The sequence below is a fragment of the Streptomyces sp. So13.3 genome (genome assembly GCF_005860785.2).
In the GTDB taxonomy this organism is placed as follows: Bacteria; Actinomycetota; Actinomycetes; order Streptomycetales; family Streptomycetaceae; genus Actinacidiphila; species Actinacidiphila fildesensis.
In genome coordinates this window covers 8,650,651-8,665,220 of record NZ_CP048835.1, presented here as the reverse complement: position 1 = coordinate 8,665,220, position 14,570 = coordinate 8,650,651, and the positions used below count along the sequence as shown (strand labels likewise).

Below are 14,570 nucleotides of genomic sequence, written 5' to 3'. Positions count from 1 at the left end.
ACGGGTACTGGGAGACGACACATGGACGATGACAGCAGCGGCGGCCCCGGCGCGCAGTGGCGGGTCCGCGGCGTCAGCGTCGAGGGCTACCGCCACCGGCGGACCGGCACCCCGTGCCAGGACTCCTGGCTGTACACGGTCTCCGGACCGCCGGAGGATTCGGTGACGGTACTGGCCGTCGCCGACGGAGCGGGCAGCCGCGCCCGTTCCGACGAGGGCTCGGCGCTCGCGGTGCAGCTGGCCGTCGAGTGCTTCACCCGGCGTTCCGCCGAGTTGCCCCCGACCGCCTCCGGTGTGCGCGCGGCGCTGCGCGAGGCGTTCCTGGACGTCCGCGACGAGTTCCTGCGGCGCACCGGGGACGAGTCGAACGACTTCGCCACCACGCTCACGGTGGCGGTGCTCACCCCGCGATGGATCGGCTATCTCAGCGTCGGCGACGGCTTCGTCGTGCTCAGGGCCGGGACCGTGGACGGTGTGCCGCAGTTCCATCTGCTGCCCCAGCCGGCCGCGGCCAGCGAGTACAGCAACGAGACCGTGTTCCTCACCTCGACGGACGCGGAGCGGTGGGTGCGTACCGCCTGCGTCCGCGACCCCGAGGTCGACGGTGTGCTGCTGTCGACGGACGGACTCGCGCAGATCGCCCTGACCTGGGTGGACGGACAGCCGCACCAACCAAGGGCGTCCTTCGTCGCCGCGATGCTGCGGACGCTCGACTCCCCCGGTGACGACCCTGACGAGGATGACGAGGCGCTGGCCGTACTCCTGCGGTCGGACAAGCTGACCGCGGTCAACGCCGACGACAAGACGCTGCTGAGGGCGGTGCGCCCATGACCGGGCACAGGATTCTGCTGAACGGCCTGCCGGTGGAACTCTCCGAGCAGCCGCTCAAGAGCGGCGGCGAGGCCGCCGTGTACACCGTGGTCGGCAACGACGGGATCGTCGTCAAGCTCTACCGGGACACCCCCGGGCCCGAGCAGGAACGACGGCTGGCCCGGATGCTGACGATGACCCCGCTGGGCGGCCGGCCCACCGACCGCGCCCAGCCGTCCGAGCTGGCCTGGCCGACGGCTCCGGCGCGCAGCCCCGGCGGAGACTTCCTCGGCTACGCCATGAACCGGTTCGGCGAGCCGCAGCACATCCGCCTGGTCGGGCTGTTCACCCGCGCGCAGCGGCTGCGGCTGTTCCCCGAGCGGGTGGACTGGCGATTCCTGCTGGGCGTCAGCTGGAACCTGGCCTTCATGACCGCCCGGATGCACCACGAGGGCCTGGTCGTCGGAGACTTCTCCAGCAACAACGTCGTGGTCGACGCGAACGGCTTCGTCACGTTCCTGGACTGCGACTCCATCGCCTTCACCGATCCCGCCACCCAGGAGTACTTCCCCTGCCTGATGCAGACCGCGGACTACTGCGCCCCGGAGCGGCAGAAGGGCGGGCCGGCCACTCCGGCCAGCGACGACTTCGCGCTCGCCGTGCTCGTCTACCAGTTGCTGACGGTGGGGAACCATCCCTTCGGGGGTGTGCCGCACGACAGCGACTCGCAGTCGACCGTCAAGGACAACATCGCCGCCAGCTGCTCGTACGTGGTCCAGCCGGAGCGGATCATCGTCCCGCGCGGGGTCATCGACCCGGCCGTCCTGCCGCCGACCCTGCTGAACCTCGCCCGCGCCGCCTTCGGCCCCGGCGTGTCGAACCCGCAGGCCCGTCCCTCCGCCGAGGACTGGCTGCGGGCGCTGGACCACGAACGCGGCCGGGTCCAGAGCTGCCCCGTCCGGCCCCGCCACACCTACAGCTCGCATCTGCACGCCTGCCCCTGGTGCGAGCGCGCGGGGCGTACCGGCCAGGACGACTTCAACGTCGTTCTGCCGCCTCCACCGCCGCCGGCGATTCCCAAGGAGTCGCACGCCCTCCGCAACTCCATGATCATCGTGGCGGCGCTGATCGTCCTCCTGATCCTGCTGGGAGCGCTGGCCAACTGACCTCGTGATGTGATGTGGCACAGCAGCGAGCCCGCGGGAGCGGGCCAGGGCGATCGCTGCCGTACCGATCGCAATACAAGGAGAGTCGATGGCCAGCCGGGTCCACCAACCGATGGAGAACGAGGAGTTCGACTTCATCCTCGCGAGGGCCGACGGACCGGTGCTCGCCTACTTCTGGGGGATCTGGTCGGAGGCGTGCAAGGAGATGGACCCCATCGTGCGCGAACTGGCCGGCGCGTACGGGGACCGTCTCACCACCGTGAAGACCGACATCACCCGCTGCCCCGCGGCCACCAAGCGCTACGGCGTGACCGGCGCACCCACCTTTCTCCTGCTCGTCCAAGGAGAGGTGACGGCGACCGGGACCGGACCGATGACCCGCGAGCAGCTCACGGCGTTCCTGGACGCGCACCTCTGAGCGCCCCACGGCCGGGCCGTACTGACCGGACGGGAAGCACCGGGTCCACCGCCGGACACTCCGGCAACGAAACGGCACGCATCTTCTGACAGTGCCGGTCGACCTCACCGGCTGATGCGCCGGCTGATTCGTCAGCTGATCTCTTGCGGGAGGTCGGGAGGTTCGGCCCGTCCGCCCGGAGCGCTCAGCGCATCCGGGCGGACGGGATCCGGGGATCCGACGGTCTCCCTGGCGCCGCTCACGCGACGCCGTTGGACAACGGCCGGCTACTGCTGACGGCGCTGGCGGCGGGTTGCCACCACGAAGACACCACCGGCGACCAGGCTGGCTGCCGCGGCGATCTCCAGCCCCAGCTCGTTGCCACCCAGACCCGTTTCGGCGAGCCCGCCGGTCGTCCCACCATGGCTGCCGCCGGTCGTTCCACCGTGGCTGCCACCGGTCGTTCCACCGTGAGTGCCACCAGAGGTACCGCCCGTGGACGTGCTGCCACCGGTCGTGCTGGTGCCGCCCGAAGAGGAGGAACCGCCGGAGGACGATGAGCCGCCGGAGGACGAGGAACCACCCGAGGACGAGGTGCCGCCGGACGACGAAGTGCCACCGGACGACGAAGTGCCGCCCGAGGACGAGGTGCCGCCGGAGGACGACGAGCCACCGGACGACGAGGAACCGCCCGAGGACGTGGTGCCACCGTGCGTTCCGCCGGTCGTTCCGCCATGGGTGCCGCCGGTCGTCCCTCCGTGGGTACCGCCGGTGGAACCGCCCGTGGACGTGCTGCCACCGGTCGTCCCGCCGTAGGACCCACCGCTGGTGCCACCCGAGCTGCTACCGCCCGAGGACGTGGAGCCGCCGGTCGTTCCACCGTGCGTCCCGCCGGTGGTCCCGCCATGGGTGCCACCCGAGGATCCGCCGCTGGACCCGCCGGACGAACCGCCGGACGATCCGCCCGTGGTGCTGCCGTAACCGCCGGTCGTCGAACCACCGGTGCTGTGGCCGCCGGAGGACCCGCCGGAACCGCCCGACGAACCGCCGCTGGAACCGCCCGAGGTGCTGCCGTAGCCGCCCGAGCTGGAGCCCCCGGTGCTGCCACCGGAATCGCTGCCGTAGCCGCCCTTCGCGTGCTCCTCCTTGTGAGTGTCACCGGCGTGACCGGTGGGCCCGCACGGACCGTGGCCGCAGTCCTTCCAGAGGTTCCAGTCGCTCCACCCGTACCAGTCGGTCCAGGAGGTGTCGCCGTGGCCGGAACGGGGGAGCACGCTGCGGTGATGGGAGGAGCCGGAGTCGGTGACCAGGGGTACGGCGATGGCCACGGTGGGGGCCATCGCCGCAGCGGCAGTGAGACCCAGGACGAGGGCACTTCGAATTTTCTGCATGCCAGACCTTTGCTGTCGTGCTGTATGGGCTTCGGCTCGGGACGGTCGCATCGACACGGGCCGTCGAGCGGGCAACGTTCCACCGGCAGGCACACTCGGACCACTCATGGGGCGAGGCACACCCTCATGCAGGGCAGATTTCACCCGGACAGGTCAGCCTTCGTGACATTCGACGAACCCACGGCCGCCCTCCGGTCACACATCCCCGGAGGGCAGAACGGCATCGACCACAGCAAGAATTTCGGCCGCATTCGGCGGCCCTGACCAGTGACGTTGCATACGGCGGCCTACCGGCGGCCGGATGGCGCCCCCAACCTCTGTGCGCGACGGGGAATCTGCGGCAGGCTGATGCCATGAACTCTGCCAGACATGCCAGGGAACAGCTGATGAGCTGGCCTGGTCTCACCGGTGGCCGGGCCAGTTGCGGCAGTGAGTACTGCGTGCGCACAGGCGCCCAGGAGATAGTCCATTTCCACAGCGCGCAGGAAGCCGAGGTGCACCTGTCCCGCACCATGGTCGCCAAACTGCTGCCGGCGCTGAGCGAGTCCACCGCACTGCGGGTGCACCACGGTTCCGGCTGGGTGACCGTCCGGCTCGACTGCCGCACCGACATCGACCTGCTCATCACCCTGGTCAGCGCCGCGCTCCAGGCCGGTCCGGCCGTCGCGGAGGAAGAGCTCTCGGGACTCGCCGCGGATCCCTGCACCCATCAACGTCAATACGCCGCCTGACAACACCTCAGCACGCAGGATCCCCGGCGCCCCTGGGACTTGGACTCCAAGTCCCAGGAGCCCCTTTCGTTTGCCTCCATACGGGTGAAGCCCCATAACCAAATCCGCGCGGGACAGTTGATCAGGCAGACCCGGTACCAGGTCAATTTCGCATAAAAAGGACTTGTGATGATCAAGAAGTTCCTCGCCACGGCCGCGGTGGCTGTCACCGTCGTCGGCGCCACCGCCGCGATGGCCGCGCCCGCGATGGCGATCGGCGACTCGGGCGGCGCCAGCACCACCAACGGCAACGGTTCCGAGCAGTCGTACGGCAACACCTACACGAGCGGCTACATGAGCCCCTCGTTCGGCCTCATCCAGGGCTCGCTCAACAAGCCCTGCATCGGCCTGCCGGCGAAGGCCAACGTCGGTTCGCTCGTCGGCCTGGTCCCGATCAGCGTGCAGGACATCAACGTCCTGTCCTCGCCGCAGAACCAGCAGTGCACCGAGAACTCGTCGCAGATCAAGGGCGACGAGCCGCTGTCGCACATCCTGGACCAGATCCCGGTCCTGTCGGGCAACGGTGTCGCGAACCACTGACACACCCCGCTCGAACGTTCTGGCCGCCGGTGACCACCGGCGGCCAGTGCCGTTTTCCCTGCCGTTTCTCAGGGGCGTTCAGGGGGCGTTTTCAGGGGCGGGGCGCCAGGTTCCGCACCGGCCGCAGGCTGAACCGCGAGAGGAAGCGCCGCAGAAGGAGCCCCGCGATTCCGAGGGGGACCATGACGGCGGAGATGGCCAGCAGAACCACGTCCAACGAATTCCGGACGAGTGAGTTCCAGTAGCCGAGGTCCGAGGGGCGGGCGACGACGGCCGTGTCCTCCGGGTCGTACACGATCGCCATGGCCGTGCCGTCGCCCACTCGCTCCGTCTTGAAGGCGAGTGACGATTCGACGGAGTGCCCGCCGGGCGGGGTGAACCGTACCCAGCACGTGACGGGTTGCTCCGTACCGCTCTCGTCGGTGGTGCCCTGCTGGCACCTCGTCGCCGTGCCCTGAGCCTCAACTCCGCGACTTTTCAGGGACGATGTCACCTTGGCGTGACCGGGGATGGTGAACACCAGGGTGATGATGAATCCGCCCAGCCCCACGATGATCATGACGACGGACATGACGGTCAGATAGCCGAAGGCCTTGGGCGGACGTGCCGACCGCGTGCTCATCGGCTCCCCGTCGTGCTTGGTATCAGGACGAACACCCCTCCAGCCGGTCCGGGGCATCAGCATCGCAGGGATGATCACTTCGGTGCCAGGCTCAGGTCGGCGTCCCGTCAGGGCCAGGCCGGCGGCGGTAGGTGCCGAACCATTGGCCGTACGCCATCTCGCGGGCGACCTTGGCGTCGTCCTCCGCGCCGCCGGTCGTCACCTGACGGGCGATGACCTGCTCCCCGCCCCAGGCGAGCACCTGTCCGGCGGTCACCGGGTCGACGTCCGCGGAGAGCCGGCCCTCGCGTTGCTCCTCCTCCAGCAGCGACGCGATGTGGTGCGCGAAGCGCTCGATCTCCTGCGCCCTGGCCTCGCGAACGACCGGATCGTACGCGGCGACCTCCGCGACGGCGGCCAGCAGTGGCGCCCGCTCCCGGCAGTACGCGAGCCGGCCCGCGTAGACGGCGGCCAGCGCCTCGGGTCCGCCGCCCGGACCGGTGGGGCGCCAGGCCGCGCCCCTGCTGAAGAGTTCGTCCTTCATCGTGGCGGTCAGCCGGATCAGGACCTCGGTCTTGTCCTGGAAGCAGAGATAGAAGGTGGAGCGCGCGATCCCCGCTTCGCTGGCGATGCGCCGAACACCCAGTTCGGTGAAGCACTCCCCCGCGTCGAGGAGGCGCTGCACCGCGGCGAACACCACGCGCTCGGTGCCGGCGCGCCGCTGGGACTGCTGCGAACGGGGACGGGTGATCGAGGCCATTCCTTCCTCCTTCCGGTCCTTCCGGTGAGGTGCGTTTCCGAATCGCACTCCCTCCAGATCGGACATTTCCTAAGTTAATGGCAGTCGGACATGGTGTCCAACATCATGTCGGACACCCCGTCCGGCGGAGGCCGCCAGCACGGCACGGCAGAACCTACACATAACGGCAACTTAGGCGCACAATGGACTCGCGGTAGATACCGCAAACGCGGTCAGACTTGCATAAGCCGAAGGAGGCGAGTCGTATGGCCGACGTGTCACACCGCCCGGGGGATATCGCAGCACATCCGGACGTATCGGAAATGCGTGATCGCTACGCCCGCGTGCTCGGAGGCCGGGGGATCGTAGGAGTCGACGGACTGCTGCTCCTGGCCGGGCTGTACGCCGCCATCTCGCCCTGGACGGTGCACTTCGCGCCCACGTCCCCGCAGTTGGCACAGAACAACCTGATCATGGGCATCGCGGTCGCCGTGTTGGCGCTGTGTCTGACCATGGCCCCGGATCGCATGCAGGGCATGAGTTTGGCGTGCGCGGCGATCGGCGTCTGGCTGATCGTCTCCCCGTGGGTGGTCATCCGTCACCCCGAGACCGGCGCGATGTGGAACAACATCATCACCGGCGCCGTCATCTGCCTGCTCGGCCTCGCGGCGGCAGGAATGATGATGAGGAACAAGAGAGAGTCCTGACGCCGGGACCACATCCGACGCGGACAAAGTACTGATGGTCGTCCTGGAGGGGCCGGCGAATGCCGGGGACGGCCATCCGTGCGCGCGGCGGAAGCCGGCCCGATCACCCTGGACACGCCCGGCCCCGGCCGGGCGTCCATTCGTGGGGACGTGGCGTCCGCGGCGGCGTCCGCTCCTGGATTGCGGGTACCAGGACAGCGTGAGTGGATGCAACCAGGAGGTGTCGCCCACCATGACCGCTTCGGATCAGGACCACGCGTCGCAGAACCGCCCGTCGCAGGACCACCCCCAGGGTCCGCACGAGATCAACCAGCACGGGGCGGAATTCAACGCCAACGCCGAGAAGCGCCGGCACGACGAGGCGCAGGCGCACGAGATTCACACCGTCGCGACGGACGCTCTCATCGCCCGCAGCCGCGCCCTGCGGGCCACCCTGCAGGACCTGCACAGGGTTCCCACGGGCGCACCGGAGGGCCTGCCCGCGTTCCGGGAGGCGTTCCGGGCGCACTACGCGGCGAAACAAGCGACGGTCCACCCGCTTCTGGAGCGGCACGACAAGGCCTCCGTGGCGGTGGTGCGCGATCGCGAGGACGGTGCTCAGCTGCTGAGCCGTCTGGACGACGTCATCGCCGGCAAGGTGGCCGTCGAGGGCATGACGCTCACCACGCAGCTCGTGCTCGGCGAGATCGACCAGTACCTCCTGCACGAGGAGCGCGACCTCGTGCCGTGGATGCAGCGCAGTCTCCACTAGGCCGGGCTCCACCAGGTCGGACGCGGCCGTCCGGGGGCCTCCAGGCTGCCGCGCGAAACAATATCGGCGCGACCATCGGCGCGACCGATGAGTTCCGCGGCGCCATGCCGTCTACCCCTTCGTTGCCACGCATACTGCGAACACGCGCCGAAGGAGTCACTCCCATGACAGCGATGCTCGACCTCGGTCCCGCGGCCCAGCGACTGGCGGACCTGCTGAGCGCCATCCCCGACGAACAGCTCACCGCGCCGACACCGTGTGCCAAGTACACCCTCGGCGACCTCCTCGACCATGTCGACGGCCTCTCCCACGCCTTCCTCATCGCCGCCCGGAAAACGCCGCTCAGCGAGGGTTCCCAACCGCCCTCCCCCGACGCCTCCCGGCTCGGCGCGGACTGGCGCACCCGCATCCCCGAGCAGCTCACCACCCTCGCCGAGGCCTGGCGCGATCCGGCCGCCTGGGAGGGGATGACGGAGGTCGGCGGTGTCACGATGCCCGCCGGCATGATCGGCAGGGTGGGCCTCAACGAACTGACCATCCACGGCTGGGACATCGCCCGCGCCACCGGGCAGCCGTTCTCCGCCGACGTCCAAACGCTCGAAGGCTGCCGCGAGTTCGTGGAGCCCCTGGCCGCCCCGGGACAGTCCCCCGCCCGCCAGGGCATCTTCGGCCCCGCCGTCGCCATCCCCTCCGACGCCCCGCTCCTCGACCGCATCGTCGCGCTCACCGGACGCGACCCGGCATGGGCCGCCGCCTGATACAGGGAAAGGCGGGAAGCCCTGGCAGTAGGCGTCAGCGGGGCGGGGATACGAGGCCGAGTTCGTACGCGATGATGACGAGGTGGACGCGGTCGCGGGCGGCGAGTTTGGTGAACAGGCGGGCGACGTGGGCTTTTGCGGTGGAGACGCTGATGACGAGTTCCTCGGCGATCTCGGTGTTGGACAGACCGCGGCCCACGAGTGTCAGGACTTCGCGCTCGCGGTTGGTGACGCCGTCCACCGGGGCGGGGTGCGGGGTGGTGGGCTCGGGGCGGCCGGCGAACTCCGCGATGAGGCGGCGGGTGACGCTGGGGGCGATCAGGGCGTCACCGGCGCCGACGACGCGGATCCCGTCGAGAATGGACTCCAGCGGCATGTCCTTGACGAGGAATCCGCTCGCTCCGGCGCGCAGCGCGGCGTAGACGTACTCGTCGTCGTCGAACGTGGTGAGGACGAGGACGCGCGTCGGCAACTGCGGGTCCTCGGTGATGAGTCGCGCGGCTCCGATGCCGTCCAGCACGGGCATGCGGATGTCCATGACGGCGACGTCGGGGCGCAGTTCCGTGGCCAGGGACACCGCCTCGGCGCCGTTCGCGGCCTCACCCACGACTTCGATGTCGGGGGTGTCGGCGATCAGGACGCGCAGGCCGGTGCGGACCAGGGGCTGGTCGTCGGTGAGGATGACGCGGATCATCGGGCGGTCACCCCGGCCATCCCGGCCCCGGCGGGCACCGGGAGCCGTGCGGCAACGCGGAAGCCGCCTTCGGGCCGCGGGCCGGCGCTGAATTCGCCGTGCAACAGGCTGACCCGCTCGCGCATACCGACGATGCCGTACCCCGCTCCCCCCTCGCCGCCGCAGCCGAGGTCGACGACCTCGATGGACAACTCCTCGTCCCGGTAGTCGACGCTCACGCTGCAGTCCCGGGTGCCGGAGTGCCGCACGACGTTGGTGACCGCCTCCTGGATGATGCGGAAGGCGGAGAGGTCGATGTCGGCGGGCACGGGTCTGCGTTCGCCGCGCCACCGGACGTCGACGCGCACACCGGCTTCCCTGGTCTTCGCGACCAGTTGTCCGACGTCGGCCAGTCCCGGCGCCGGGTCGAGGGGCGCCGAGTCCGCATCCGACTGGCGCAGCGCGCGCAGCGTCCGCCGGAGCCCGGACAGGGTCTCGCGGCTGGTGGCCTCGATGGCGTCGAGTGCTTTGCGGGTCTCGTCGGGCTGACTGTCCATGACGCGGCTGGCCACACCCGCCTGGATGGCGATGATGCCGATGCTGTGCGCGACCATGTCGTGCAGTTCGCGGGCGATCCGCAGCCGCTCGGCGGTGACCGCCTGTTGAGTGGCCCGGGAGCGCAGCGTCTCGGTGTAGGCGCGGCTCTGGTGGATCGTGTTGCCGATCAGCCAGGCGATGACCGCGGTCGACGCGACGGCGGCCTCCGCCGCGATCCCGGCGTCCCCTTCGCGTATCAGCCGGGTGACCGTGAAAGCCGTCACCAGAACGACCGGCAGCATGGCGGCGAGGATCGAGATCCGGCGCGAGCGGGTGGCCGCGATGTAGCCCACCACTCCGTCGGCCAGCAGGAAGACCACGATCGGCGCCTCCACCACACGCGATCCGAGGGCGACGACGACGCCCGCGAGCGCCAGGCCGAGTGACGCCAGCGGCGCGCGGAACAGCAGCAGGGCGCCGAAGGTGGTGACGACCGCGACGATGAGCAGCGGGCCACCCTCGATGTTGCCGTCGAGTTCGGTCAGATGACGGAACTCGTCCGGCCGTTGGAAGGAGCGCACAAGGATGAGCGTCGACCAGAAGGCGCCGACCCACACGCCCATGGGCAAGCGCTTCAGCAATGGAGGACGGTGGGTGACGGTCATGGCCCGATCGTAGGTCACCGGCCTCCACCTGCGCATTGGCCCGTGGATGTAGTCCCCGGGGCCACCTCGGCACTTGCGGAAGGTGGCCGCCGGCCCGATGCGGCACCGGTTGCCGGACCGGCACCGTTGGCATCGTGATTGAAGCCGACCGACTGACCAAGAGCTACGGCGACACCCTCGCCGTCGACACCCTGACCTTCACCGTGCGACCTGGACAGGTGACCGGATTCCTCGGCCCGAACGGTGCGGGCAAGTCCACCACTCTGCGGATGATCCTGGGACTGAACACCCCGACCGGCGGGTCCGTCACCGTCGACGGGGTCCCGTTCGCGGACCGGCCGCGCGGACTGCGCCATGTCGGCGCGCTGCTGGACGCGCAGGACGTGCACGGCGGGCGCAGCGCCGCGGCGCATCTGTCCGCCCTGGCGCGCAGCAACCGCATCCCGCTGCACCGCGTGGACGATGTCCTGGCGGAGGTCGGGCTGGCCAAGGCGGCGCGGCGCCGCATCGGCGGGTTCTCCCTCGGGATGAAGCAGCGGCTGGGCATCGCGGGCGCTCTGCTCGGTGATCCTCCGGTGCTGCTGTTCGACGAACCGCTCAACGGCCTGGACCCGGAAGGCGTGCTGTGGGTGCGCGGCCTGTTCCGACGGCTGGCGTCCGAGGGCCGCACCGTGTTCGTCTCCAGCCACATGATGGGCGAGATGGAGCACACCGCCGATCATCTGATCGTGATCGGTCAGGGCCGGCTCATCGCCGACCAGAGCCTGGAGGACTTCTCGGCCCGCAGCACCGGCACGGGCGTGACCGTGCAGACGCCCGAACTCGACGCGCTGGCAACCGTACTGACCGCCGAGGGTGCGTCGGTGCGTCATGAGAGCGGCACGGTGGGGCGGGTGGCCGGACTGAGTGCGGCCCGGATCGGCGAACTCGCCCACCTGCACCGCATCATGCTGCACGAACTCGCGACCCAGACCTCTTCGCTGGAGACCGCGTTCATGGAACTCACCGCCGACAGCGTTGAATACCTCGCAGGAGATCCCCGATGAGCACGATGACCTCGACCGCCGTAACGCCGCCGGCGCGAATGACCGATCCCGCGGTGCGGTTCGTGGACCTGCTCGCGGCCGAGTGGATCAAAATGCGGTCGCTCCGGTCGACCTACTGGGTGCTGGTGGTCAGCGCGTTGGTCGCCATCGCGGTCAATCTCAACGCCGTCCACACCGACCTGACCTACATCGACCAGTCCGCGAGGCCGGGGATGCCCCCGTACCGGTACGACCCGCTCTTCCACGGTCTCAACAGCATCGCCGTCTACCTCATGATGCTCGCGGCGGCCAGCGTCGGCGCCATCTCGATCTTCGGCGAGTACGCCACCGGAATGGTCCGTACGACGTTCGCCGCCGTACCCGACCGGCGAGCGGTGGTGGCGGCCAAGGTGGTCGTCGTCACCGCGGTCACCCTCGTCATGGGCGTGATCATCTCGACGGCGTCCTTCTTCGGCACCAACGCCATGCTGGCCTCACGCCATGTCGGCCTCTCGATCAACGACCCCGGCTGTCTGCGCGCCGTCACGGCGTACGCGCTGATCGTCCCGGTGTCGGCCCTCATCGGCATCGCCTTCGCCGCCGTCATCCGGCACGCCACGGCCACGATCGTCGGCCTGGTGTCCCTGCTGTTCATCGCTCCCCTGATGTTCGGCGGTGACCGGTACAAGCTCCTCAAGGAGATCGGCCACTGCCTGCCCATCGCCGCGGTGGACCGGCTGAAGGAGAACCCGGACAACCCGTACTTCGACCCGGGTAAGTACCCGGCAACGATCACCGGGTCCTGGATCGCCCTCGGCTGCTGGGCGTTGGTGTCGGTGGTCGTCGCCATCGTTGTCGTGCGGCGCCGGGACGTGTGAGCCCCGGGCGCATCGGGCCCGTTGTCCTCGCCGGTTCATTTACGGATCGATCCGTTTCGTTTATGCTGAGGCCATGAACCGAGGACGCCCGCGGGACGGCAAGGTCGACGCGGCGGTCAGTGACGCCGTACGGGGGATCCTGGACGAGGTCGGGTACCAGCAGTTGAGCATCGACCGCGTCGCGGCCCGGGCGGGGGTCGGCAAGGCGGGGATCTACCGGCGGTGGCGGTCCAAGGCCGAGATGGTGTTCGTGGCCGTGGTGCACGGGACGGAGATCGCCCCGCCCGCCGACCTCGGCGGTCTGCGGGCCGATCTGACCGCTCTCGTCGAGCAGATCATCGTCCTGCTGTCCGCGCCGCACGCGCGGAAGGCGCTGCCGGGGCTGATCGCCGACATCGCCGCCGACCCGGAGTTGGCGACCCGGTTCGCCGCCACGTTCATCGACCGTCAGCAGAACGTACTGGCCCGGATCCTCGAACGGGCCACCCAGCGGGGTGAGATCCGCAGCGGGTCCGATCCGGTACTGGCGCACGCGCAACTGCTCGGCACCGTCTTCGTCCATCTGTTCATGCTCGGCGGCACACCGCCGTCGGACCTGCCCCGGCGGCTGGCCGACGCGGTGGCCGCCGGGCTCGACACTCCGGAGTGACCCGATGGAACTCGACCGCCTGCTTCCGGTCCACGACTTCCGCTCCTGTTTCACCCGGCACATCGCGGCGGACCCGGCCACCGTATGGCGGGCCCTGCTCGACGTCACCGCCGAGGAACTCCCCGTCTCGCGCCGGCTGATGCTGCTGCGGACGACCGGCCGGAACCGGCTCAAAGGCCCGTTTCTCGACACGTTCCCGACGCCGACCCTCAGCACCGTGGAGGGAGCGGAGCTGGTCAAGGGCATGGTCGCCAAGTTCTGGCGGCTTCGGCCCCCGTCCGCACCGATCGAGCCGGGCGACGCCGATGCCTTCGCCCGATTCGCGGAGCCGGGGTGGGCGAAGGCGGCCATGAGTCTGCGGGTGGTGCCCGACGGTGACGCCACCGTCGTCTCCTTCGAGACCAGGGTGCGGGCCACCGACGCCCGCTCGCGACGGATCTTCCGCCCCTACTGGCTCTTCATCCGGCTGGGCGGTGCCGCGTTCATCAGGCTCGAGGTGCTGCGCGCCGTCGCGCGCCGGGCCGAGCGTACCGCCGCCGAGGCCGCCGATGCCGACGGAGCCTCCGGCTGAACGGCTCATCGGCATCGCTGACGTGACGGCTCGCTCGCGAACGCTCAGGGTGAGGTCGAAAACCCGCCGGATCGCAGCGGGCTGCGACTGTTCCATGGGCTCATGGCCTTTCGAACGAACACCACCGAACAGGGGTGATGGGTGTCCTGAGCATCGCGGTGCTGATCGCGCTGACCGTCCTGCTGCCGCCGCTTCCCGCTGTCCAGGTGACCCGGCCCGTCGGCACCTACCGACGGGGGCGAGGCGAGTCCTACGGGCAGGGGATCACTGCGCCAAGCGCCGGAGCTTCAGGGTGTTGTCCGTGCGGGTTGCGGGCTGCCCGTCGGGACCGGTCATCCCGCTCTCGTGGACGTCCGCGAGGAGCACCTCCCACTGCCCGGCCGGGAGATCGAGGCCCGCGAAGACCTCTTCAGATGTGGGGAAGTGCGGGGCGTGACCCTTGTCGGCCACCCAGGAAGGGGATCCGGCGTGCCCGACGACCAGCAGCACACCGCCCGGGGCGACGGCCGCCGCGGCGCTGCGCAGGATCTGCTCCCTCGGCATCGTGACGGGCGAGTGCAGGAAGTGGGCGGAGACCAGGTCGAAGGCGCCGGTGGGGAACGACACCGCCAGATCGCACCGCTGCCAGTCGATCCGGTCGGCCACACCCGCGGCAGCCGCATGCTCGGCCCCTCGCTCCAGTGCCTTCCGGGAGATGTCGACGGCGGTGACCTTCCAGTTCTGCTGCGCCAGCCACAGCGCGTCGGCTCCCTCCCCGCATCCGAGGTCCAGGGCGCTTCCCGGGGTCAGTCCGGCCGTTTCGCGGACCAGGGCGGCATTGGGGTTGCCGCTCCAGATGCGGTCGCTGGAACCGTAGCGGGCGTCCCAGAACTCTTCGGCGGAGGCGTGGTCGAGGTGATCCGTCATCGGGGCATCCTTCGTCAGATCTGCGGTGTCGTTGGG

18 protein-coding genes are annotated in these 14,570 nt (G+C 69.8%); 12 read left to right on the top strand and 6 right to left on the bottom strand.

Annotation, left to right across the window (positions count from 1 at the left end):
- Positions 1 to 21: 21 nt before the first annotated feature.
- The 3 genes from C8250_RS38615 (at position 22) to C8250_RS38605 (ending at position 2,394) form a co-directional block, all read left to right on the top strand.
- Entirely contained in the window at positions 22 to 831 is an 810-nt protein-coding gene (locus C8250_RS38615) for a PP2C family serine/threonine-protein phosphatase (RefSeq protein ID WP_138354412.1), read from the top strand.
- Positions 828 to 1,976 (top strand): hypothetical protein, encoded by a 1,149-nt coding sequence (locus C8250_RS38610; RefSeq protein WP_138354411.1) that lies wholly within the window; start codon positions 828 to 830, stop codon positions 1,974 to 1,976. Before C8250_RS38615 ends, C8250_RS38610 begins: the two co-directional genes overlap by 4 nt.
- Positions 1,977 to 2,064: 88 nt before the next feature.
- Positions 2,065 to 2,394 (top strand): thioredoxin domain-containing protein, encoded by a 330-nt coding sequence (locus tag C8250_RS38605; protein ID WP_138354410.1) that lies wholly within the window; start codon positions 2,065 to 2,067, stop codon positions 2,392 to 2,394.
- A 266-nt stretch (positions 2,395 to 2,660) separates the two neighbouring features.
- Here the strand turns inward: C8250_RS38605 and C8250_RS38600 are convergent, their stop codons facing one another.
- Positions 2,661 to 3,764: a hypothetical protein gene (locus C8250_RS38600; RefSeq protein WP_187145153.1), complete on the bottom strand. Its 1,104-nt coding sequence runs from the start codon at positions 3,762 to 3,764 to the stop codon at positions 2,661 to 2,663.
- A gap of 353 nt (positions 3,765 to 4,117) precedes the next feature.
- On the opposite strand from C8250_RS38600, the gene C8250_RS38595 reads away from it, so the two are divergent.
- Together C8250_RS38595 and C8250_RS38590 are read left to right on the top strand one after the other, a co-directional pair.
- The gene (locus C8250_RS38595; RefSeq protein WP_138354408.1) at positions 4,118 to 4,495 is read left to right on the top strand and encodes a luciferase family protein; all 378 of its coding nucleotides are present in this window, start codon (positions 4,118 to 4,120) and stop codon (positions 4,493 to 4,495) included.
- Between the two features lie 168 nt (positions 4,496 to 4,663).
- Entirely contained in the window at positions 4,664 to 5,074 is a 411-nt protein-coding gene (locus C8250_RS38590) for a rodlin (protein WP_138354407.1), read from the top strand.
- Between the two features lie 91 nt (positions 5,075 to 5,165).
- Here the strand turns inward: C8250_RS38590 and C8250_RS38585 are convergent, their stop codons facing one another.
- Positions 5,166 to 5,696, bottom strand: coding sequence for a DUF3592 domain-containing protein (locus C8250_RS38585; protein ID WP_138354406.1), 531 nt, complete (start codon positions 5,694 to 5,696; stop codon positions 5,166 to 5,168).
- Between the two features lie 91 nt (positions 5,697 to 5,787).
- Complete coding sequence (locus C8250_RS38580) at positions 5,788 to 6,435, bottom strand: TetR/AcrR family transcriptional regulator (RefSeq protein WP_187145152.1); 648 nt, start codon at positions 6,433 to 6,435, stop codon at positions 5,788 to 5,790.
- Positions 6,436 to 6,680: 245 nt separating this feature from the next.
- Here C8250_RS38580 and C8250_RS38575 point away from each other — a divergent pair, with 245 nt between their 5' ends.
- The 3 genes from C8250_RS38575 to C8250_RS38565 all read left to right on the top strand — a co-directional run bounded on the left by C8250_RS38575 (position 6,681) and on the right by C8250_RS38565 (position 8,630).
- Entirely contained in the window at positions 6,681 to 7,121 is a 441-nt protein-coding gene (locus C8250_RS38575) for an SPW repeat protein (RefSeq protein WP_138354404.1), read from the top strand.
- A 232-nt stretch (positions 7,122 to 7,353) separates the two neighbouring features.
- Positions 7,354 to 7,872, top strand: a complete 519-nt coding sequence (locus tag C8250_RS38570) for a hypothetical protein (RefSeq protein ID WP_138354403.1) — start codon at positions 7,354 to 7,356, stop codon at positions 7,870 to 7,872.
- A gap of 164 nt (positions 7,873 to 8,036) precedes the next feature.
- Positions 8,037 to 8,630, top strand: coding sequence for a TIGR03086 family metal-binding protein (locus tag C8250_RS38565; RefSeq protein ID WP_138354402.1), 594 nt, complete (start codon positions 8,037 to 8,039; stop codon positions 8,628 to 8,630).
- 34 nt (positions 8,631 to 8,664) lie between these two features.
- On the opposite strand, the gene C8250_RS38560 is transcribed toward C8250_RS38565, so the two are convergent.
- Positions 8,665 to 9,324, bottom strand: a complete 660-nt coding sequence (locus tag C8250_RS38560; protein ID WP_138354401.1) for a response regulator transcription factor — start codon at positions 9,322 to 9,324, stop codon at positions 8,665 to 8,667.
- Positions 9,321 to 10,505 carry a histidine kinase gene (locus C8250_RS38555; RefSeq protein WP_138354400.1) on the bottom strand — a complete coding sequence of 395 codons (1,185 nt, stop codon included), beginning with the start codon at positions 10,503 to 10,505 and terminating at the stop codon, positions 9,321 to 9,323. The genes C8250_RS38560 and C8250_RS38555 overlap by 4 nt, the downstream gene beginning before the upstream one ends.
- 134 nt (positions 10,506 to 10,639) lie before the next feature.
- Here C8250_RS38555 and C8250_RS38550 point away from each other — a divergent pair, with 134 nt between their 5' ends.
- The 4 genes from C8250_RS38550 (at position 10,640) to C8250_RS38535 (ending at position 13,628) form a co-directional block, all read left to right on the top strand.
- Entirely contained in the window at positions 10,640 to 11,551 is a 912-nt protein-coding gene (locus C8250_RS38550) for an ATP-binding cassette domain-containing protein (protein WP_138354399.1), read from the top strand.
- Positions 11,548 to 12,408: an ABC transporter permease gene (locus C8250_RS38545; RefSeq protein WP_138354398.1), complete on the top strand. Its 861-nt coding sequence runs from the start codon at positions 11,548 to 11,550 to the stop codon at positions 12,406 to 12,408. Before C8250_RS38550 ends, C8250_RS38545 begins: the two co-directional genes overlap by 4 nt.
- Positions 12,409 to 12,481: 73 nt before the next feature.
- The gene (locus tag C8250_RS38540; protein WP_138354397.1) at positions 12,482 to 13,057 is read left to right on the top strand and encodes a TetR/AcrR family transcriptional regulator; all 576 of its coding nucleotides are present in this window, start codon (positions 12,482 to 12,484) and stop codon (positions 13,055 to 13,057) included.
- Positions 13,058 to 13,061: 4 nt separating this feature from the next.
- Entirely contained in the window at positions 13,062 to 13,628 is a 567-nt protein-coding gene (locus tag C8250_RS38535) for a hypothetical protein (protein ID WP_138354396.1), read from the top strand.
- A 264-nt stretch (positions 13,629 to 13,892) separates the two neighbouring features.
- Here the strand turns inward: C8250_RS38535 and C8250_RS38530 are convergent, their stop codons facing one another.
- Positions 13,893 to 14,534 (bottom strand): class I SAM-dependent methyltransferase, encoded by a 642-nt coding sequence (locus C8250_RS38530; protein WP_138354395.1) that lies wholly within the window; start codon positions 14,532 to 14,534, stop codon positions 13,893 to 13,895.
- Positions 14,535 to 14,570: the final 36 nt, after the last annotated feature.